Here is a 21,358-nt window from a genome sequence, read left to right as displayed (position 1 = left end):
ATTTAAGCTCTACTCAATACTCAATATTTTAATTCAAGCTTATCAGGAATTCTGTTTTGTTTTAATGGATGCCTGATAATAGGATATTTGTGATTATATGATTTTTGGTTGGTTGAATTGAAAAAATTCATCGGATCACTCTCTGGGTCTTCCCACCAAATCTTCCTTTCAATTTCGCCAAATAGTGCACTGAAAGCTTTATAAGAATTGTACTTCTCAACGTACTCCCTACCCGCATCCCCCAAATGTTTTCTAAGACTGGGATTGGTAATAAGCTTCCTCAAGTTCTCTTTAATCGTTTCTGGAGAAGTAGATACAATAGGGCACTCATTGAGGTATGAATAACGTCTAAATAATGTGGAAATATCCTTATGCTCCCAGTTGGACATTACCGGTATACCTGAAGCCATGCCTTCCACACCACTTAACCCATAGCCAGTAAAAATAATCTGTTCTACCAGAATATCTGCTGTAGTAGTAAGAGTATTTCGTACAACTTCATTCGGAACTTTTTCTAAAAGTACAAAGTCAATTTTGAGCCCTTCATCCTTTAATTCCTGAACAGCCTGAAGAATAAACTCTGTTCCCTTGAATCCTCGGTGATTTGGTGAATGAACGATTGTTACAGCCTCATTAACACCGTCAGCCTTTCTCAATTCAGTACCTCGCTTCCACAGGTCTACATCAATACATAATGGACTAACTGGAAGAATATCCCACCTCGAGGCATCGTCTACCATAACACCCATTATCATGAAGTCTGCATAGATCGTCCAATAGTCCACTTTTTCTATTATTGCTTTCTCATTGAACACCTCTGCCGGCATATTGATCATTAAGTTATGTTTAAGGCTTTGATCTATAATTTTAGAATACTTGTAGAAATCGCTCCCGTAGGGAATAATGACCACTTTTTTTCCGTATTTTTTCATCAGAGATGCCTCTCTATTAAAAAATACGGTGCCGTCAAAAAAATTGAATCGGAAGGCCATTACAAAAATATCGTACTCCTTGATTATAAAATTAAATACCCTAAGCTTCTGTCGAGTAAGCTTCCAATTATTAGGCTCTCCGTTAATTGGAAACAGATCCTCAATCAGCAAATCAAAATCCTTCTTAGTATTATTTGTAGGAACTCCATATGCTATTGAGTCAGCTTTATACCCCTTAAACTTCAAAGCATTAGCCCAATATTTGTTATTTATAATTGGACAGGGACCAAATAAAACCCTTGGCTTTTGATCCTTGGTCAAAGTGATTGCAGTAAAGACAAAGTATCTATAATAATAATAAAACGCATATTCCATATGCTTACTATTCATTATTTTCAATATTCTAGACCGAATATTATGATACACTCTATATCTAACACTATTATAAACTCTGTTAAATATGGACATGATTATACTAGTCTTAACCTTACACTTTTAAATCTTGTGGCAGGCTTAACCCTTTGACCATCAATGTCGATTTCCTTTACCAAAATTTTTCCCTCTCCAGTGATCACGACTATGTCTTCTGTGTTAGAATCTACTGTTGCTATTTGTCCAGGGATCGCGCTGAAATTTTCGCGATCAACATAAACGGAAGCTCTCCAAATAGTAATTTTTTGGCCTTTATTATCATAGCAAAACGCCCCACTGAATGGCTCAGATGAAGCATTAATTAGCCTGATAATATCTTCCGCTCGATTATTCCAGTCAATTCTTCCGTCTTCTGGTCTTCTGGGATAACACCTTAAAGCCATCAAAGAATTTTTGCTTTGGGCCTCTAAAACAAACTGAGGTTCTACTTTCAGTTTCTCCGCCACCTTGAGAAACATCCTTGGTATGTCTTTTTCAAACCACTGATATACCTCCCCAACTCGAGTATCAATATCTATTGGGTAAAGCTTCTTTAATAGAATATCTCCTGAATCAAGCTCATCTCCAATCATTCTGTGAATACACAATCCAATTTCCTTTTCTCCATTGATGATGGCCCATGCTTGACAAGCGTTACCTCGATAACGAGGTAGATCTCCACCATGGGCATTGAGGATCCCTAATGGAAATAAATCCGTAACCTCTTTTGATATAACACCACTGTAATTAATACTAATGGCAATGGCTACATCATTCGAAGTTGATAGCTTCAATATTTTGTCTTTTGAAATTGCGGGATCATGCAGAAATGGACAATTTAGTTCATCTGCAAAAGCTTTAAAATCATCCGACCCTACTTCGTATTCTGGAGCCTCCTTGGAGGTAATAATATAAGCTATTTCAAATCCTTTACTCTGCAGTAACTTACCTGTATCAAGCAATACTTTTGTTCTCCCAATCAGAGCTACCTTCATTTTTTCCCTCCAAATTGTAAACTAACATCGTATAGTTTCGAGGACATTAAGCCATTCAGTGAAACATGCTCTAACAAGGCAATCAAAATATCTCTAGTCCCTAAAACTTCTCCTATATTCTGTACCGTTTTTAACAATCCCATATTCTGTTGATCATGTTTTATTTTGGAAAAACGATCATTGTTTTCTGAGTTCAAATAGATATGAATGGGATGGAAATTAAAAATATTTAATCGCTTGTCCATTAAGTCTATCTTGCTATCATCAAATGGATAATCTAATGCGAAATGATAATCATCCTCCCAGTTAAATGGAATTCTACATAAGCCATTCCATAAAACAAATGGTTTAATCCCTTGATGGTATGGTAAAAAGTGGTTTACCTCATAAGTGATTCCAAATTTTCTGTACATCTCAAGAATATACCCGCTTTGAGTAAGGCTATGAGACCTAGCACCTTTTGCCTCTGGGTACATCTCCTTTAAATTAGACATTACGTCTTCAACATTCCCTCCTTTTCCCTGTAGAATCTGATTGAAATTTGGGTGCAAACCAATTTCAAATAAATCACGATCACAATTGTCCAATACCTCTGACTTATGTGTCGTGAAAATAGTACAAGGCACATCGTATTTCTTAAATAAATCAAGCGTATCCTGAATCACCTCTTCAGGAGCCCAGTCCACATCAATAGTAAAACAATTCACATTCCTTTTTTTAAATAAAAAAATCGTCTAGACAATAAATAACCATTTTGTCTTTCCCTATTTTATCAATGATCTTATTTTTAATTTTTTGACCGAAAGCGGCACTCATGATCACCATGTGGGTTACAGGCTCATCTACTACATCTTGAAAGTTCTCTACTTTTATTTCAAAGCCATCGAAGTACTGATTATAAATTCCAGCGTTATCATCAAAGAATCTGATGTTATTGTTACTTCCGATGTCGGCAATTGCCAGATAAGGCATGGCTCTTAATGGAATATAACAGCCTAAAGTATTGTTTTCTTGAAGCCCTAAATTAATTAGGTCAACTACCTTATTTTTTAGTGTATGTAAGTTTTTATCAAATTTTTCAAATTTGCTAGTGCCTTTTTTCGCAGTCCAATCCTTAGTTTCTGAAACTTTAGCAACGCAGTATAACACCCCACCAAAATCAGCCGGCCGAATACTCAACACTTCGAACCCAGCTGATTCCACTACATTACGAAGCGATTCTTGGTCGAAGTAATTTAGATGTTCATGCAAGATCATAGACATGTCACCAGAGTCTATATATCTTGTGCAATCTGGAACTGCAAAAGCGATCAAACCTCCTGTATTTAAATCCTTCGCATGTTCTTTAATGAAAGCTGAGGGTTCTAAAACATGTTCTAAAACATCATAATGAATAATCATATCCGTTTTCGGCATTTCATTGCTTGTTGGATAGAAGTCTTCTATTACCTCAATGCCTAGCTCTGCTCCAGCTTGAATCGCTATAGGACTGGGATCGATTGCAGCAACATCAAAGCCCTTATCTTTTAGTTTTCCTAAGATATAACACCCGCCTGCGCCAACCTCTGAGATTCTTTTAGTTGATGGATTTAGTTTGTCAATTGATTGTTCAATAAATTCAAGAAAATCACCACCGTAACTTATTGCTAAGTCGTGCCCTTCCTGTAAATACCCTACGTTATAATCCTCTTTGTAAATAGTTTCAAGATAACCCCATGTTTGATCGTTTCTTTTCTGAATAATTAGTTGATAGTCTTCATTAAACTCGAAACTAAAATCAACAAAATCGGGAACGGGATTAACAGGTGAATTTGGTTTATCTGTCATTCTCCAATAGAATGGAAGTTTCCCTAATTTAATCTCTCTTTTCATCCTTAATTACTTTTTTGATAAACATCAACGAGAACATCTGTTTGAAAAAACAGGTTATCCTTAGCTAGGATGCCAATCATTTCAATATTGTCGATATTCATGTCTGTTATCTGTTTCCGAATATTTCTTATTGCACTTATGTTGTTTTTTGATGGCATAGGAAAACCACTTTCCAAAGGTTCTGCCTTTGCGAAAACTATTTCGGTTCCTCCTTGTAAAACATCAAATCTCTTTAGCTCATTTATTGCTATTTCTTCAAAAGTCAATTTCGATTCCTCGATTTGTTGATCACTCATTAAAAGCTCAATGCTGATTGGATACAAACCATTCCTTTTTGCGCCAGAACAATAGGCATTAAAATCATTCAATCGATAAGTATGGAAACCATCTTGATAGCAAAAGAAATAGAAAAGGCCATCCATATCCAATGGCTTATCAAGCAAGAGGCTAACCACCACAGTTTTTAATGGCTTATCATACTTCAATCCAGTAAAATCAACCCCTAACATCCTTCCTAAAAGTGGAATGCCTCCTGTCCAAACAAAATTCTGAATTTTGTCAATTTCAATAAGTTCCCCACCTGTCAAAAGAGAAATAGAATCAACCTTGTTACTTTTTAAGTTAACCTTCCTTAGCTCAGATGATAGTTTAAACTCAACATTTAAACCTTTCAATTTTGCTACTAGAGCCTCTATAACACGATACATCCCATAATTCTTTGGGTAATATGCTTTTCTCCCAGAAGATAAATTAAGGGGAAGTTCTCTTTGATGACTATAAGCCAACTTAGACCTTAGAACATCCGACTTAATCAAATCGTCCAACAATGGAGCATCATATAAAGCCACTCTTGTCATTGGTGTGAAAATAGTAGCCATGTAATCCAGTTCACTGGCAGGTTTTTGATGAATTTTCTCTACGGAAGGAATAATTGTTTTTGAGGCAATATAATTTCCAAACCGATGGTTGGCATACTCCTCTGCAGAGAGATCCGTTTTAGGTTTGCTTTGAGAGTCCTCTTCCTTTAGGTTTGAGAAAAACTCAAACATGCACTTTTCATATTCTTGTTTTTCAAGGTTTCTTAAATCAAAATAAGGAGTGTTTTTTTGTAAGGTATTTGAATAATAAATACCCGCTAAATCGCGATTCTCTCCTTCCAATATTTGCCAATCTTCCTTTTCGAGTAGAGAAAAAATAAAATCATCTAATTCCTGAATCCCGGTTTCCATGATATTATGCATTCCGTAGTCAAAAACACCATAATCATCGCCATAGTCCAGCTTTCTTAGCAAGCCTCCAACCTCTGAATTCTTTTCAATAATAATTACATCAGTATCTTTTTTAGAGGCCAAATAATAAGCCCTTAATAACCCTGAAATACCTGACCCAATAATGATCGATTTATTCTTCCCCATCCTTGTTAATATTTAATTGATTAAAGGGTAAAACGAAAAAGTCTGTATACTCACTTAATAATTCCTCTGGGGTGCTCTGGAAGATATCCTTATTATTAATTTGGGTGTGGTAATAATATTTTTCATCAAAAGTCCCCCAACGTTTTTTAAACCGGTACACTCCTTCTTGAGTTTCCCAAGTCCCTCCCCAGTTCCATAATTTATAGCCTTGCTCAGAAGCATCTTTCATTGCCTGAAGAATAAGTAAACTCATTGGCTGTTTATCCCTATGATCCGACTTTATTACAGGGGTGTAGTATTCAACCGTATTTTTATGATAAAACAGCAATAAGCATGAGATAAGCTCTCCATCAAAAGAAGCAGTATAGATTTTATAGTCCTTATTAGCTTCATAAATACTAGGAAATATCTTAAAAAATTGTTCGTTTTTTGGCTTCCCTCCGATTGCCTCCATATTTTCTAAATGAACCTGGTATAAAAAGTCCAGTTTCGAATTATCAACACTTATAACTAAGCCCGACTTCATTGACTTTCGAACCATGTTCCGAGTTTTGTAATGAAATAAATTCATTAGATTCTCTTCGAAATTACTTTCAAAACCAATGTCCGTAAACTGGCCAATTCTGAAATCAATCAGGTTACTCTTTACTCCAGAAAAATCTTGATTGGACAAAAGCGGAATAGAAATCACTGTAGATGCAGCTATTGTTTCTTTTCCTATAACTTTGTGGTTATAATAGTTTATTAAAGCCTGAAATGCTTTATCATTTTTTGTTAAAAACCCACCATTACTCCCATAAAAAGGCAAAGAGTTTACAACATCTCCATACTTTCCGTTTTTAATCATCATAGGTAGAACTCCCACGATTTCATCCTGAATAATCGCGATTATATAAAGAGCCTCAACATCTAATAATTGTATAAGTAGGTCTCTATACTTTAAGGAATGATAGAGCATTGATGCATCATGATCGTAGACAAACTTTTCATACTTGTCTTCCCACTCATGATTTAATATTATGCAGTTGATATCATTCATTTTTATAAATATTATCTGGCCTTTTTATTGTTTGGTCTTTAAATACGGTAATGGTAAATTCATAAGGCATATATGAGCAATCAAGGACATATCTTTTTGATAACCTCTCTGAAACAAATCTCAATAGCTCATTTATATTTTGATGATATGCACCCTCTTGAATAAAGTCAACTTGGTCGGACATGAAATTCACAGACAAATAGACGCTTGTTTTACTAAACAAACCTTCCAAAATTTCATACACCAAATTTTTATGTTTTTCAAGATCTTCAAAATAGGATATATTAAATACCCCCGAAATTAATACATAGTCAAAGCTCTTCTGTATTTCGGAATAATCTTGAATTAACTGAAAATCAGTATTTGGATAGGTTAATTTATTTTGAGCTATAAAACTATCAACTACATCTACTCCATGATAGCTAAAACCCCCATCATAAATCGCGTTTAAGTAATCAAACATATGCCCCAATCCACATCCAAAATCTAGAATTGAGAATTTCTTTTTTACAATTGATCTAGTTAAAGCATCAAATCTCTCTTTTTGTCTCCCTTTAGGCCAAAAGACTGATTTTTCTGAATTGCCGTATTTATCAAATGCCTCTTGGTATTGCTTTATTACGTTATCAATCATGAATAATTAATTCAAGCCTTCGGTTTCACCATTTAAGAAAATTCTGCACCACCATTCAAAATTCATAAATGACCAAATTAAAAGTCTATGGTTAATGTGTTGTTCATTATGCTCTTTGACGATCCTTTCTATATATTCTGGATTTATAAACTCATAAGAAACTGTTTTTTTCTTATCAAGTAGGAGCTCTTTAACATAGCCCATATTCTCACCCCTGTACCAACTTTCATCTGGTGCTGAAAAACCTTGCTTTTTACGGTCAAGAATCTTTTTAGGAATATAATCTTTCATTGCCTCTCTTAGAATCATTTTCCCGTCATCAAAGTTTCTATAACGTAACTTCATATGAGCATTCTCATCTATCTTTTTAATCTCATTAGTTAGGTTACCAAGTTTGTATTTTACGGGAATTTTCTGAGCAAAATTCACCAAGTCATTGTCCATAAATGGGAACCTTTCTTCTAAACCACTTGCCATGGCCAATTTATCCCCCACTAAAAATAAACCTGGTAGAAATGTCTTCGCTTCGAAATACAGTGAATTCTGAATATGGGCCTCTGGACTATCGTACCTTAATGACTTATTAAAGGTGAATACCCGTTCAAAAACTCTCCTTGGCTCGGACATGTCCATTTGAGAAATTTTATCACTTTGAAACAACGTGGTTTTATCTCCATCTGGAACTAATCGTTGCCAAAAGGAATAGTATTGTTCAAAAAAATTCTCTTGACTAATGGAATCAAAAATACGGTAGTATCGCCAAGGATAACCACCGAAAAGCTCATCTCCTCCAGTGCCCTGTAAACATACCTTGACGAACTTTGATGCTAATCTTGATATGTAATAGTTTGGGTAAGACATACCTACCCTTAAATCCTCTAAATGATATACCAATTTTGGTAAGGACCAGCGTAAATCACCTGCATTCATCACTTGTTCAAAGTGCTCAGTCTTAAAGTGATTGGCCATCAACTCGGCATCTCTTCTTTCATCATAATTGGCCTCTACTCCTGTCACCCCGCTCATGTCAAAACCACAGGTAAATGTTGACATTCTAGGGACGTATTTCGAGGCTATTGATGTTATTGTGCCCGAATCCATTCCACCAGAAAGATAACTCCCTACTGGAACGTCCGAAACCATTTGCCTGGCCACCGCTTGCTCCATCAACCGCTCCGTTTCAAGTTTAGCTTCTTCAAAGCTAATAGCATCATCTGGCTTGGTAAAATCATAATCCCACCAAGAACGATGCTTTACACTAATAGAGGTCCGGTCCATGGTAACAGTATTTGCCGGAGGAAGCATTGTTACTCCTTTGAATAAGGTTCGGAACGTAAATAAGTTTTGGAAAGTAAAATATTCATTCAAGGAGCCTAGATCTACTTCAGTCTTATAGCCAGGATGTTGTAATATGGCTTTGATCTCTGAGGCAAAAACCAATGTTTCTCCATTGAACCAATAATAAAGCGGCTTAATTCCAAAACGATCTCTAGATAGATACAGTTTCTTTTCTTGCTTATCCCAACAGGCAATGGCAAACATGCCATTCAATTCTTCAACAAAGGAGATACCAAACTCAGAAATACCCTCAACAATCACTTCGGTATCTGAATTAGAATGAAAACTATGTCCGGCTGCCCTTAACTTTTGTCTTAATTCCAAATAATTATAGATGCACCCATTGAAAACAAGTACATACCTGCCATCTCGTGATGACATAGGCTGTGCACCTTTTTCTGATGTATCTAGAATGGCTAGCCTCTGATGGACCAATCCAATATTTTTGTCTATGAAGAGGCCATCTCCATCTGGGCCTCGATGGGCAATACTTTCACCCATCTTCTTGAGAAGTTGAGTGGTAACTGGTTTATCATTGAGGTTAAAAACACCGGCTAATCCACACATGCCTAAAGAGATTTTAGTATTTGGACAACATATTCAAAATCCTCTGGCATCATTCTATTATGCAAAGGTATAGCCATTGAAAAATCATTCGAGGCTTGAGCTCCAGGGAAGTCAGTGGGTTGAAGACCGTATTTTTTAGAATAAAAGCCCAACATATGAACAGCATGCGTTCCTGGTCGAGTTGAAATGCCCATATCTAGTAGTTTTTGCATGATCTCATTTCTAGACATCGGTGATTTGCTTTCATCTACTATGGTAACATAGCTTTGCCACCCGTGTTTGAAGTCTTGAGAATAGACAGGAAGACGCAACCATTCAATTTCTGAGAGTTGATCTACATAATACTGTGCCCATTTTGCTCTTTCATCAATAAACTGATCTAGTTTACCAAGTTGTACACAGCCTAAAGCTCCTTGAAGGTCGGTCATTCTATAATTATAGCCACAGACGTCAAAGTCAGGCAAGATATAAGGTTGAGCACCATGATGCCTTTGTTCTTCGGAAATAGAAGCGCCATGATTCCTCAAGATTGAAAGTTTTTCGGCAAGCTTATCATCATTGGTGGTAATCATACCACCTTCACCGGTCGTTACAGACTTTCTAGGATGAAATGAAAAACAACCCATAATTCCTAAGCCTCCTGCGGGAACTCCCTTAAAAGCAGCCCCTGCCGCGCAAGCGCCATCTTCAATAATAGGTATACCTGGTGCCACTAACTTAATCGCATCCATATCCGCACATAGACCGAAGAGATGCACCGCCATAATGGCTTTGGTTTTGGATGTGATTTTCTCCGACAATTGAACTGGATCAATGTTAAACGTTTTAGGATCAACATCACAAAAAACAACCTTCGCACCTTGGTGAAGCACAACGTTAGCCGTTGATACCCAAGTAAACGCTGGCACAATTACTTCATCACCAGGCCCTATGTCTAAAGCTACTAGTGCCAAATGTAATGCTGTTGTTGCGCTAGTAACCGCCAATGCATGTTTGACCTTATGCCTCTCAGCAAACATTTCTTCAAATTCCCTTACTTTAGGGCCTGAGGTTAACCAACCTGACATAATTGGTTCCTTAACAGCTTCCCACTCTTCTTGTCCGGTGCTCGGTAAAGAAATAGGTATGTTTCTTTTTACACTCATTTATGTTTTTTTAAATGCGTTTCATTTCCCAACTCGATCTAGGCTTATAATACCCATGTACTGTGGCCCAAGGGTAATCAAGATCATGCTCAATTGAATCTCGGAGAATTCTTATCGTCCCAACAGCCTCCACAGAGTCAATATCAGCACCCGTATTGTACTTTGAAACAGATAAATTAAAAGAGTATTCACCCGGCATTAACACTTCGTCAAGTAATACTTTAAATTGGTATTTACCCTTCTCAAGAGAGATCGGCTTATAGTTTTTATTTGGGGCTATCATTGTAACTGTTTCCCCATAAACACTCAATACATGAATACCAACGGCAGCATCGGTAACAGTAGTAAATACTTCCACCTCCAAAAGTAATACAGGCCTTTCACCAAAAAAGAATTCTTCACAACCCATGCCTTCCTTTGTTGGTAAAAATCGTGTATATCGTATTTCACCTGTCCCTTGAAGACTAATGCCCTTAGGTAAATAACCATCTCCAGTTTTAGCAGGTGAATAGGCAGATAAATAAGTGCTAATCACATCACCCGTTTCTCCGACAGTATGAATTTTACCCTTTTCTAAGAAAATGGATTTCTTACAAAGGGCTTTAATAGTTGGCATAGTATGACTCACAAATATAATCGTACGCCCACTAGAACTTCCTAATTGATTCATTTTACCAATACACTTTTTCTGGAAATCCGCATCTCCTACTGCCAATACCTCATCTACAATAAGTATATCAGACTCCAAATGTGCAGCAACGGCAAAAGCAAGGCGTACGTACATGCCAGATGAATAACGTTTTACAGGAGTGTCTATATATCGCTCTACGCCAGAAAAAGCTAGAATTTCATCAAACTTTCTTTTGATTTCCTGTTTGCGCATACCCAGTATAGCACCATTTAGAAATACATTCTCTCTACCAGTCAATTCAGGATGAAACCCTGTGCCCACTTCCAATAAGCTGGCTACTTTTCCTCTTATCTTAATTTGCCCAGAAGTCGGATGAGTTACTTGTGATAGAATTTTCAACAATGTGCTTTTACCAGCACCATTGCGACCAATGATACCAACAGAATCACCTTGTTGTATATCTAAAGAAATATCTTTAAGGCTCCATACTATATTGCTATCACCCTTAATTGATCTATCATTTTCTTCTCCAATTTTTAAAAAAGGATCTTCTTTACCTCTTTTCATGGCCCACCACCTGGAAAGGTCATCAGAAAAAGATCCTGTATTGAAAACACCTAGTTGATATGCCTTTGAAACATTCTCTATACTAATCGCTGTACTACTACTCATTTGATTAAATTGTGTCGACAAATGTTTTCTCGTATTTATTAAAAGCGTAAACACCAACAAATAATATAATGATCGTAATCACTATCATATAAAGGATATTCATTGTTGAAAAAGAGCCTGTACCAAAAAATGAATAACGAAACAACTCAATAGGGAAGGTCATTGGGTTAGCAGAGACTATCAGTTTGAATTTACCTGAAATCCCAGATAATGGAAATACGACTGGGGCCAAGAATAACCCCAATTGCAAAATGTAGCCCAATAACATAGAAAAGTCTCTGTATTTTGTAGCTATGGCCGCAACCAACAAGCCTAAACCAACTGCCTGAAAAGAAACGATTATAATAAGGAACGGTACCAATAAAATAGCAGGAGTAAGACTAATTGTATCTGATGTAAACAAGTAATATACAAAGATCAATATGAGCAATATTAATTGCACCCCTAATCTCAGCATACTCGAGAAAACAATACTCAAAGGCATTATCAAGCGAGGAAAATAAACTTTTCCAAACATAGCAGCATTCTCCAATAGTACTCCGCTACACTTTCCTACTGTGTCAGTGAAATAAGACCAAATCATTAATCCCGAAAGATAAAACAATACTGGAGGTATGCCACCAGTAGATAAGCCTGCCACCTTACCAAAAATAAAGAAATAGACAAGGGTAGCTACAATTGGCCTTATAAAAAACCATAAAGGCCCTAGTATAGTTTGTTTATAAAAGGCTACAAAATCTCTTCTTACCAATAACCATAGGAGATCCCTATACTGCCATATTTTTTTTAAACTAGCACGCCCACGCTTATCATTGGCATCAATAACTAGGTCCCATGTTTGTTCACTCATGCTAAAAATTCTTACTTTCTTTGATCTACACCAGTATCAATTCTCCAATCAATAAGCTTCTTAAGACCATCTCTTAATTCATATTTATAGCGAAAGCCCAATTCTTCTTCGGCCTTCACACGAGACCCGATTCTATTTTGAACTAAAGACCTTGCATCGTCAGCAGAATAAGGTTTGTATATCACCTTCAGTTCCGATTTTTTAAGATCGAGAATGGTGTCGCATAATTCTTTAATGGATGTCTGAACCTCAGTGCCGACATTATACATTCCAAATTTAGTATCACTTTTTAATGCGTCCACATTACATCTAGCAACGTCCTCCACATAGATAAAATCATAAGCCTGACTTCCATCACCATTAATCACTGGTGACTCATTGGCCTCAATTTTGTTTAGCATAATGGGCACCACACCCGTATAGGCCGCTGTCTGATCCTGATGCGGACCATAAACATTCATGTATCGTAGGCCAATTACTTCTAGTCCATACCTATCATTGAACGCAGTACACATCGCTTCGCCAGCAATTTTCGAGGCTCCATAAAAATTTTTGTTATTAAAAGGGTGCTCTTCCGTCATGGGTAATTCTACTGCATCACCATAAACCGAAGCAGAAGAAGACCATATTAATTTCTTAATATTATTCTTAACGCAAGCCTCTAGAATATTAAAAGTACCTTCAATATTTACGTGAAAGGCAGTTCTTGGGAAATCCTTACAATGTAATAACCACATGGCTGCAAGGCTGATTACATAGTCCTTACCTGCCATAGCTTCATTCAGGATATCAACTTCCCTAATGTCACCACCGATAGGGAAAATAGAGCACCTTGAATCTTTTAGTTGTTCTTCTAAATAACTTCTCTGGCCTCTGGCAAAATTGTCATAAACAAGGACCTCTGCTATATCTTCTTTAAGCAGTTCTGCTACTACAAAACTGCCAATAAATCCTGCTCCACCAATAACAAGAATTTTTGAGCCTTTTAATTCCATATGAAATTTATTATTTGTTAAATTTTATTTAAATGTATTGTAATAATTCGAAACCAAATTTGGGTTCATCATTCGATGAGAGTGGTTTCGTCTATTTTTTTTCTAAGAATACCAAAAATAACTAAGGCAGTATAGCCTATCGCCCATAGGATACCGAAAATTATACCGAAAATTACGTAACGTATCACGGAAGAAATGCTAAAGCTACCTATCGGAGTTAATGGCACATAAGCAGGTTCAAAGACATTATAAAATGGAGTATTCTCCAAAAGATCAATTTTCATTAATTCAACTTTAGATGCCAGTTCCGCATAAATACCGGAATACAAACCATAGTTGGTTGAAAGATTCTCTAAGTTTGTATTCGCCACGGCTAATTTTACTCCAAAATTTTGATCTTGAAATTTCGCCAAAGCCAATTGGCTTTCTTTAAAATTAGTCCTAGCCGTGTCCAATTGCTTTTTCACTAACATAAGGTCTCTTTGCTGCTTCCCTGTTCTAATTTCAACTGTTTTTTCAACTAGTTTTTCCAAAACAAGATTATTGAGCCTAGTGCTAAGTTTAGCCGTGGGCATATCGGTTTCTATGGTAACAGGATTGGAGCCTTCAATTCTTATCCTCGCTTTTAATAGAGACATTAAACTTATTTGTTCCATTGTGAGAGTACTCAACGTATCTGTTGGTATTTTAGCTGCATTGGGATCCATATCAGATGTTGATTCGTCTTTTCGTTCAAAAAGTTCAAAAAAGCGATTAGGTAAATCTTTGATTTTAGATACCGCTGTGCCTATAACACCAGTCTTTGGCTGAATGAGTTTCAAATAATCTGACAAAGGAAGATATCCTCCATGCTGTTCGGACAAAATAGGCTCATCTAACATATCAATCAAAAAAGGAGAGCTTTCCATAATACCAGCAAAAGATTCTATTCCGATTGAACTTGTTGTAGAAGCCACTTGAGGCATCATAAAAGCTTCTAATCCCATGGCCGTTTGGGGGGGAGGAGGAGCGCCACCTCCAGGGATAATTACAGACTTAGAAGAATAATATTCGGTATAGTTATTTGCCTGAATAAAGCCCAGAATCAAGAAAACAAAACAAAGAATCGCAACTATCTTCCAAAAAGACAGCAGATACTTTATAATACCTAAAACTGAGATCTCCTCTGTTTCAATGGTTTTATGAATAAACTGATACTTTACGCTTTGTTTATTCAGTCGAAGCACATTCCTTAACTTCATATTATCTGTTGCTTACTGCCTCTATTAATAAATATGTTGATATGGTCGTGGTGATCAGAGAAATAACTCTATCAAAGTTAATTTTTTGATTTTCCGGCTTAAGCGGCACCTTGATGATTGCGTCAGTAGTCACTTTTGGATAAAATTTAAAGAAAACAAATGACCTTACTCTGGCGATCTCCCCATTTGCATATTCAACATAGGCCCTACGTTTATCCGCCCTACGTTTAAAACCCCCGGCAGTCTCTACATAGTCTAAAAAGGATTTTTCCTTTTTATATATTGCCTGAGTGGGTTGAAACACAGCCCCATCAATCTCAACCAAAGAGGATCTAGACGGCACGAAAAGTATATCTCCGTCCAAAAGTTTTACATTATACTGAGATTCAGGGTTACTCATAATGTCCTCATAGGATAGTCCTATTTCCATTAATTGAACCACTTTGTTATTGATCACAAACTGCTTTGAGAGTTTAAAATTATTCTGGACGTCTATACTGTCACTTCTTACACCTTCATTAGAATTCTTTCTATTTGAAAGAATTCTATCATTCTGAAGCTGTCCATATGAGTTCTTTATTTCATCATATTCTAATTTGGAAACAGTAGCCTCAAATTGAGCACTGCTAATAAATTCTGAAATGGATTTTTTTCTTTCATATTCAATGCTGTCGTTTTCATCACTCACGTTCTTCACTTGTCTGTAAAGCTTCAACCCATTCAGGTTGGCAGTGGGCATATAGCCCCCAAACCTAGATACTAGGTCGGAAACGCGGGTGTTTCCTTGACTTATTATATATTCGCCAGGTTGATCGACATCCCCTTTGACATAAACTGATCTACTTTTTCTTCTTACCCAAGTATCCCTGACATAGATATTATCGTTTTCTCTTAACACAAATTCTTCAATATTCTCAATCTCTCTAGGGACCTCAATATTAAAGTAATCATACTCCCCAGAGCCATTTTCATTCTTCAAACGAACAATTTCTATATTACCGCCTAAAGCAGAACTCTTAATCCCGTTGGAAAGAACTATCGCATCCAAGATTGTCATTCCTTCATAATAAGGTAATGATCCCTCTCTATTCAACTGCCCTGATAAGTTGATGAATTTTGTTTCTGTAATCTCTATCTTACTAGGAATATAAACCGAACTACTCTTTTCGATATTAACCTGCTCATAAGCTCCTTTACCAACAGACCTCACATATGGAGATAAGTCCTCATTCAACCTAAATACGGTTGCCCTATTCTGAAGAGCGTCACTTCTAACCCCACCTGCCATCTCAATCAAGTCATTTAAATTCATTTCTGGTTGCCATGAATAAAATCCAGGTCGCATGACAGCTCCAGAAATCTCTACTCTTTCAATATTGCTATCTTTTAATTTGCCTATCTCTAATATATCTCCATCATTCAAATCCTTTAAAGAAATATTCGGTTTAACTTCTCTTATGAATTGTGATGCACCATTTAACCTTTTAAGGATTAAAGAAGTGCTATCAGCACCTGCGGTGTATCCTCCAGAAAAATTCAAAATATCATTTATCGTCTCCTCATTCTTAAGCTCGTAGATCCCTGGGTTTTTTATCGCCCCTTCAAGTTCAATCCTTCGGTTATAAGTGCTCAGCACAATTACGTCTTGATCATTCAGAACGAATTCCTGATCGGTAAAGCCTTTAGAAATAAAATCGTATAGATCAAATTCTCTAATTAATCTGCTAGACCTGTATATTTTAATATTTCTGAGTGTGCCATTGGTGGTAGGTCCACCCGCTTTATATACAGCACTAAATATGGTAGATGTGGTTGAAAGAGCATAAGTGCCAGGTTTTATTACCTCACCCAAAATATTCACCACAATTGATCTAGTATTCACTAAAGTTATGTCTAAAAAAACTGTTGGGTTGGGATAAGACAAGCCAACGTGTCTTTGACTTAATTTTTCTTTAATCAAAGCCTTAGCCGATTCGAATTGCAGACCTGCAATTGACACGGGGCCTATAAAAGGCAATTGTATTCGACCTTGCTGGTCTATTGTAAAACTATAACTATCTGTAGTCTCTCCATATAGGATAACACTCAACCCATCTCCAATTCCAAGGACATAGGTACCAGGGACGGTCATCGAGTTATAGTCCTGGAATGAAAATTCACTCTGGCGAAAAAGTTTCAGCCCAAAAATTTTCTCTTCGTCTGCTGTTAATCCGCTAGAAGAAACCTTTGATAATACCGAAAATGGATCACTGGAGGTGGAAGCCTCTATACCTCTAATTCGGTCAACTATATTAAGAGACTCCGTGTAGCTAAAGCCCCCCTCTTGTAGCAATTTAGTTACGGTTTGATAATTATATCCAAGTTTCTTAGCATTTACCCAGAAGTCATTCAATTGGCCATCCGACATTAAATATACATTTTGCCCGCTGGACTGACTAACCTGAGCATCCAAACTAGATATAGTAACTATTTGAAGGCTTAGTATTAGCGAAAGGAAGCAAGCCGCTTTCCTTCCATATCTTATTAAAAATTTCATTCGATGAGAAATTAATTGTTGTCCTGATTTCATTACAGATTCTGCGGGCTCACCCGGTTTTATGTATTCCTTGCTAGTTGTCTCTGAGAGTCGAAAATAAATAAATTAAATTTGTTGAGTTCAATTATCATGAGATTAGCGCTTCATGATATCTCCCAGAACATAAGCCCGCCTAAAAGGCCAAATATAACTACTTCTCGAAACAATCACCTGCTTTTATAAGGTGATTAAGCCCTATCTCTGCGCTAATTTCAATTCCTAAGCTTACTATTGAAATTACTACTCTTCCTTTTTTTATTTTTCTTACCACTCCAGAGTTTCCAGAAAGTGCCCCAGTTTCAACAGTGACATGATCTCCAACTATATAATCGTTATTCAGCACATCAGCTGCGGGATAATCGTTAAGAAAATTCTTAATCTCCCTGATTTCATTATCTCGTATGACAGCTGGCTTACCTAACCATCGTACATTTGAAACTATGCCCCTATCTTTAAGAACCTCAAGTCTCTCAGCATCATCTACCTTGGCAAATAAATATGAAGAAAAGACTGGCTCGACTACCTTCTTTTTTCTATCCGACCACTGCTTCAAAACTGTCCGTGTAGGGCAATACACTTGATAACCCTTAGACGCCAATCTATCGGCAGATTTCTTTTCATTCCTTGGTTTGGTATAAAAAGCGGTCCAATATGGGTCTCTTTCTCTATTCATGCCAAATCAATAGATGGTGGTTAGAATCAAAGGTCATCTTAGAGGCTTCTTCTTGCGAATAGACCAAATATTGAATCTTTTTCGGCATCAACTCTTCGGCCTTTTTAATCAGCTGAATTAGATAATGCAAATCAGGATCCCCGATTAAAATGAGGCTCACTACATCAGAATCTTTCCCCAATGCCAAATCACCTGTCAAATACACATCTTTTAAATCCCCCAGTTTTTCGATAATTTGATCTAAAACCTCTTGTAAACCCGTGTACTTTAATAGAATACTTCTTACTTCCTTAAATAAGGGATAGGATCTATTTGCCCTAAACACTTTTTTATTACCAACAAAATCAGAATTCAACATACCCGCCTCCTCAAAACGGTTAAGCTCTAAACGAACCGAATTGGTGCTCTCACTAAACTCTTCTGCCAGCCCTCTTAAATAAGCACTGGAATCTGGGTTAAGGAAGAAGCGCAAAAGTAACCTAATGCGCGTTTTAGAAGAGATGAGTGCCTCAAGCATTTAACAAAGTAGCTTCTTTTTAAACCAAAAACCCATTTGGGAAGATACAGCTTCGCCACCTGAGTCACATAATGATCCATTATTGAGTAACAAATTTACTCAAAAATATAACACCACAATGCCGTTTGAGCTTTAAAATGTTGACCAACTTCTAAATGAATACTGTTTGGTATCCTTAGGACTTTCTAAAAAACCTCAGAATATTATCAATGATATAGTCTTGTTGATCCGTTTCCATTTCAGTATGAATAGGGAAAGAAATAACTCGAGAACATAAATCTTCAGTGATTGGGAAGTCTCCTACTTTATAACCGTAATAACTGTACGCTTTTTGTAGGTGATTCGGGACAGGATAATAAATCATGGAAGGTATGCCTTTCTCCGCAAGGAATTTATTCAAGGCATCCCTGTTCTCAGCACTTTTTAGCTTTACCGTATACTGATGATATACGTGGGTAGTAAAGTCCGCAGTAAGAGGTGCTTCTATTTCGGGCACTGTTGAGAAAATATCGTTGTATCGCTTGGCTACATTCTGACGAGCAGCGCTGTAGTCATCTAAATATTTAAGCTTTACATTTAATATTGCTGCCTGAATACTATCAAGCCTTGAATTCACCCCAATAGAGTCATGATAATAACGCTCGCTCTGACCGTGATTCACAATCATTCTTAGTTTAGCAGCCAGTTCATCATCATTGGTTGTAATTGCTCCTCCATCTCCGTAAGCCCCTAAGTTTTTAGAGGGGAAAAAGGAAGTTGAACCAGCATCTCCAATGGTTCCAGCCTTAGCAACAGATCCATCTGAGAAGGTATAATCAGCACCAATTGCTTGAGCCGTGTCTTCAAAAACCTTTAGATTTCGGGCTTTCGCTATTTCCATAATTCGCTCCATATCTGCGCACTGTCCATATAAATGCACAGGAACGATAGCAACAGTCTTATCTGTGATTTTCGACTCCATATCTTCAATATTCATATTGAAGGTGTCAGGGTAAACCTCTACAAAAACAGGCTTTAAGCCCAAAAGAGCAATAACTTCTACAGTTGCAACATAAGTAAACGAAGGAACTATGACTTCAGCACCTGGCTTAAAGGCATAGGCCATCATGATTACCTGAAGCGCATCCGTACCATTAGCGCAAGGGATTACATGCTTAACCGAAAGATAATCTTCAAGGTGAGCCTGAAATTCCTTTACAATAGGGCCATTGATAAATGTAGCCGTGTCCAGGACCTTACCAATCTCCTGTTGAATTTCGTCCTTAATTGTTTGATATTGGCCTATAAGATCGGCCATTTGAATTGGCTTCATATTTTATTTTTTACTAAATGGGTGAGAAGAAAGAGGTAGTTTAGCCAATGGATGATAATCTCCAGTTAACCCAACAGGGGTAGCGTGTCTAATATTATAAACTAGCTCAATTGCTTGTCTAGTTTCTTCAACACCATAACCATTGCCAGCAAGTATCTCAGTGTACGAGGTTGTATGAAGGTCTGTAAAACCTCCACTGAATTCTAATTCATCACCTTCAACGGTAATTGATCGGAAAGTTCTTTGTCCCTTCTCAACCACCTCTTTAGGAAGTACATTCTCGTCAATTGAAAGAAACCACCTTACGTTGGCCCTGTCCAACTCTAGAAAACCCGATGCTCTGTCATGTGTATGAACGTGGATTTTATTTGATTTAACGCCACCAAAAATCCAACTTAACATGTCAAAAAAGTGAACTCCTATATTGGTTGCAATTCCACCAGACTTATCAACATCTCCTTTCCATGAGGTATAATACCAATGCCCTCTAGAGGTTAGGTATGTTAAGTCAATATCGTATATTTTGTCCTTCGGACCCTGATCAATTTTATTTTTGAGGGCAATTATACTTGGGTGTACTCTTAGTTGTAGAATATTCCAGACTCTTTTACCAGTTGTTTCTTCTACTTTACTCAGTGCGTCTATGTTCCAAGGGTTTAATACTAAAGGTTTCTCACAGATGGCGTCAGACCCCACTCTTAATGCCGTTCTAATATGAGCGTCATGTAAATAGTTAGGAGTACAGATACTCGTATAGTCAAGTTGAATACCTTTATCGTTCTTCAGCTTATAAATATGCCGATCGAACCTTTCAAACTCCACAAAAAAATCAGCATTTGGAAAATATGAATCCATAATTCCAACACTGTCAAAAGTGTCCAGAGCGGCTACTAGATTATTATTAGTTTCCTTAATTGCATTTAAATGCCTTGGAGCTATATATCCTGCTGCCCCGATAAGTGCGAAATTTTTCATATGTTTTTGGTCACTTGACCATTAGAAAGTGTGTATAATTCATTTGATTCTGGGCACTCGGCAATACCCTTTTCATTAAAATTGAGCCTATGCCCAAATTCGCTTATCCAACCGATTTGTCTTCCTGGGTTTCCAACAATAAGTGCATAGGGTAAAACCTCTTTGGTAACCACCGTTCCTGCACCGATAAAAGCGAATTGTCCTATATCATTACCACAAACAATAGTAGCATTAGCGCCTATCGAAACCCCTTTTCTAACCACAGTTCTCGAGTATTGCCCTCTTCTGTTAACGGCACTTCTTGGGTTAATAACATTAGTAAAAACCATCGAAGGGCCTAAAAAAACATCATCTTCACAGGTCACCCCAGTATAAATACTCACGTTATTCTGGACCTTCACATTATTGCCTAAAACAACCCCAGGGCTAACAACTACATTCTGACCAATATTACAATTCTTCCCGATGATACAATCAGTCATGATATGTGAAAAATGCCAAACCTTGGTGCCTTCACCTATTTGACAATTCTCATCAACTATTGCAGAATCATGTGCAAAATATTCCAT

At 37.0% G+C, this 21,358-nt stretch carries 19 protein-coding genes; all 19 read right to left on the bottom strand.

From position 1 onward, the window contains the following. Window positions 1-20: 20 nt before the first annotated feature. Window positions 21-1,253, bottom strand: coding sequence for a glycosyltransferase (locus VOI17_RS14280; protein ID WP_323757903.1), 1,233 nt, complete (start codon window positions 1,251-1,253; stop codon window positions 21-23). 149 nt (window positions 1,254-1,402) lie between these two features. After that, on the bottom strand, window positions 1,403-2,338 hold the full coding sequence (locus VOI17_RS14275) for a methionyl-tRNA formyltransferase (RefSeq protein WP_323757902.1): 936 nt from the start codon (window positions 2,336-2,338) through the stop codon (window positions 1,403-1,405). Further along, complete coding sequence (locus VOI17_RS14270) at window positions 2,335-3,045, bottom strand: hypothetical protein (protein WP_323757901.1); 711 nt, start codon at window positions 3,043-3,045, stop codon at window positions 2,335-2,337. The genes VOI17_RS14275 and VOI17_RS14270 overlap by 4 nt, the downstream gene beginning before the upstream one ends. 10 nt (window positions 3,046-3,055) lie before the next feature. Then, on the bottom strand, window positions 3,056-4,165 hold the full coding sequence (locus VOI17_RS14265; RefSeq protein ID WP_323757900.1) for a class I SAM-dependent methyltransferase: 1,110 nt from the start codon (window positions 4,163-4,165) through the stop codon (window positions 3,056-3,058). Between the two features lie 47 nt (window positions 4,166-4,212). Then, window positions 4,213-5,625 (bottom strand): NAD(P)-binding protein, encoded by a 1,413-nt coding sequence (locus tag VOI17_RS14260; protein WP_323757899.1) that lies wholly within the window; start codon window positions 5,623-5,625, stop codon window positions 4,213-4,215. Further along, complete coding sequence (locus tag VOI17_RS14255) at window positions 5,612-6,664, bottom strand: GNAT family N-acetyltransferase (protein ID WP_323757898.1); 1,053 nt, start codon at window positions 6,662-6,664, stop codon at window positions 5,612-5,614. The genes VOI17_RS14260 and VOI17_RS14255 overlap by 14 nt, the downstream gene beginning before the upstream one ends. Next, window positions 6,657-7,298 (bottom strand): class I SAM-dependent methyltransferase, encoded by a 642-nt coding sequence (locus VOI17_RS14250; RefSeq protein WP_323757897.1) that lies wholly within the window; start codon window positions 7,296-7,298, stop codon window positions 6,657-6,659. The genes VOI17_RS14255 and VOI17_RS14250 overlap by 8 nt, the downstream gene beginning before the upstream one ends. A gap of 6 nt (window positions 7,299-7,304) precedes the next feature. Next, window positions 7,305-9,203, bottom strand: a complete 1,899-nt coding sequence (gene asnB / locus VOI17_RS14245; protein WP_323757896.1) for an asparagine synthase (glutamine-hydrolyzing) — start codon at window positions 9,201-9,203, stop codon at window positions 7,305-7,307. Between the two features lie 2 nt (window positions 9,204-9,205). Then, window positions 9,206-10,348, bottom strand: a complete 1,143-nt coding sequence (locus VOI17_RS14240; protein ID WP_323757895.1) for a DegT/DnrJ/EryC1/StrS family aminotransferase — start codon at window positions 10,346-10,348, stop codon at window positions 9,206-9,208. Window positions 10,349-10,358: 10 nt separating this feature from the next. Continuing rightward, on the bottom strand, window positions 10,359-11,651 hold the full coding sequence (locus tag VOI17_RS14235) for an ABC transporter ATP-binding protein (protein WP_323757894.1): 1,293 nt from the start codon (window positions 11,649-11,651) through the stop codon (window positions 10,359-10,361). 4 nt (window positions 11,652-11,655) lie between these two features. Next, window positions 11,656-12,501: an ABC transporter permease gene (locus VOI17_RS14230; protein WP_323757893.1), complete on the bottom strand. Its 846-nt coding sequence runs from the start codon at window positions 12,499-12,501 to the stop codon at window positions 11,656-11,658. A gap of 11 nt (window positions 12,502-12,512) precedes the next feature. Beyond that, entirely contained in the window at window positions 12,513-13,496 is a 984-nt protein-coding gene (locus tag VOI17_RS14225) for an NAD-dependent epimerase/dehydratase family protein (protein WP_323757892.1), read from the bottom strand. A gap of 68 nt (window positions 13,497-13,564) precedes the next feature. Further along, window positions 13,565-14,722, bottom strand: a complete 1,158-nt coding sequence (locus VOI17_RS14220; protein ID WP_323757891.1) for a hypothetical protein — start codon at window positions 14,720-14,722, stop codon at window positions 13,565-13,567. Between the two features lie 16 nt (window positions 14,723-14,738). After that, the gene (locus VOI17_RS14215) at window positions 14,739-17,273 is read right to left on the bottom strand and encodes an SLBB domain-containing protein (protein WP_323757890.1); all 2,535 of its coding nucleotides are present in this window, start codon (window positions 17,271-17,273) and stop codon (window positions 14,739-14,741) included. A 190-nt stretch (window positions 17,274-17,463) separates the two neighbouring features. Beyond that, window positions 17,464-17,985 (bottom strand): UpxY family transcription antiterminator, encoded by a 522-nt coding sequence (locus VOI17_RS14210; RefSeq protein ID WP_323757889.1) that lies wholly within the window; start codon window positions 17,983-17,985, stop codon window positions 17,464-17,466. Then, window positions 17,978-18,502, bottom strand: coding sequence for an ArsR family transcriptional regulator (locus tag VOI17_RS14205; protein WP_323757888.1), 525 nt, complete (start codon window positions 18,500-18,502; stop codon window positions 17,978-17,980). The genes VOI17_RS14210 and VOI17_RS14205 overlap by 8 nt, the downstream gene beginning before the upstream one ends. A gap of 175 nt (window positions 18,503-18,677) precedes the next feature. Further along, window positions 18,678-19,814, bottom strand: a complete 1,137-nt coding sequence (locus tag VOI17_RS14200; protein ID WP_323757887.1) for a DegT/DnrJ/EryC1/StrS family aminotransferase — start codon at window positions 19,812-19,814, stop codon at window positions 18,678-18,680. A 3-nt stretch (window positions 19,815-19,817) separates the two neighbouring features. Beyond that, window positions 19,818-20,789: a Gfo/Idh/MocA family oxidoreductase gene (locus VOI17_RS14195; protein ID WP_323757886.1), complete on the bottom strand. Its 972-nt coding sequence runs from the start codon at window positions 20,787-20,789 to the stop codon at window positions 19,818-19,820. Further along, entirely contained in the window at window positions 20,786-21,358 is a 573-nt protein-coding gene (locus VOI17_RS14190; RefSeq protein WP_323757885.1) for an acyltransferase, read from the bottom strand. Before VOI17_RS14190 ends, VOI17_RS14195 begins: the two co-directional genes overlap by 4 nt.

It is taken from the genome of Roseivirga sp. (assembly GCF_034669765.1).
In the GTDB taxonomy this organism is placed as follows: Bacteria; Bacteroidota; Bacteroidia; order Cytophagales; family Cyclobacteriaceae; genus Roseivirga.
This window is presented reverse-complemented; position numbering and strand designations above follow the sequence as displayed.

Excerpts from the sequence above, each read along its gene's own strand:
- VOI17_RS14275 (WP_323757902.1), bottom strand. The coding sequence starts at position 2,338 with ATGAAGGTAGCTCTGATTGGGAGAACAAAAGTATTGCTTGATACAGGT.
- VOI17_RS14265 (WP_323757900.1), bottom strand. The coding sequence starts at position 4,165 with ATGACAGATAAACCAAATTCACCTGTTAATCCCGTTCCCGATTTTGTT.
- VOI17_RS14260 (WP_323757899.1), bottom strand. The coding sequence starts at position 5,625 with ATGGGGAAGAATAAATCGATCATTATTGGGTCAGGTATTTCAGGGTTA.
- VOI17_RS14255 (WP_323757898.1), bottom strand. The coding sequence starts at position 6,664 with ATGAATGATATCAACTGCATAATATTAAATCATGAGTGGGAAGACAAG.
- VOI17_RS14250 (WP_323757897.1), bottom strand. The coding sequence starts at position 7,298 with ATGATTGATAACGTAATAAAGCAATACCAAGAGGCATTTGATAAATAC.
- asnB (WP_323757896.1), bottom strand. The coding sequence starts at position 9,203 with ATGTGTGGATTAGCCGGTGTTTTTAACCTCAATGATAAACCAGTTACC.
- VOI17_RS14240 (WP_323757895.1), bottom strand. The coding sequence starts at position 10,348 with ATGAGTGTAAAAAGAAACATACCTATTTCTTTACCGAGCACCGGACAA.
- VOI17_RS14235 (WP_323757894.1), bottom strand. The coding sequence starts at position 11,651 with ATGAGTAGTAGTACAGCGATTAGTATAGAGAATGTTTCAAAGGCATAT.
- VOI17_RS14230 (WP_323757893.1), bottom strand. The coding sequence starts at position 12,501 with ATGAGTGAACAAACATGGGACCTAGTTATTGATGCCAATGATAAGCGT.
- VOI17_RS14225 (WP_323757892.1), bottom strand. The coding sequence starts at position 13,496 with ATGGAATTAAAAGGCTCAAAAATTCTTGTTATTGGTGGAGCAGGATTT.
- VOI17_RS14215 (WP_323757890.1), bottom strand. The coding sequence starts at position 17,273 with ATGAAATTTTTAATAAGATATGGAAGGAAAGCGGCTTGCTTCCTTTCG.
- VOI17_RS14210 (WP_323757889.1), bottom strand. The coding sequence starts at position 17,985 with ATGAATAGAGAAAGAGACCCATATTGGACCGCTTTTTATACCAAACCA.
- VOI17_RS14205 (WP_323757888.1), bottom strand. The coding sequence starts at position 18,502 with ATGCTTGAGGCACTCATCTCTTCTAAAACGCGCATTAGGTTACTTTTG.
- VOI17_RS14200 (WP_323757887.1), bottom strand. The coding sequence starts at position 19,814 with ATGAAGCCAATTCAAATGGCCGATCTTATAGGCCAATATCAAACAATT.
- VOI17_RS14195 (WP_323757886.1), bottom strand. The coding sequence starts at position 20,789 with ATGAAAAATTTCGCACTTATCGGGGCAGCAGGATATATAGCTCCAAGG.
- VOI17_RS14190 (WP_323757885.1), bottom strand. The coding sequence starts at position 21,358 with ATGGAATATTTTGCACATGATTCTGCAATAGTTGATGAGAATTGTCAA.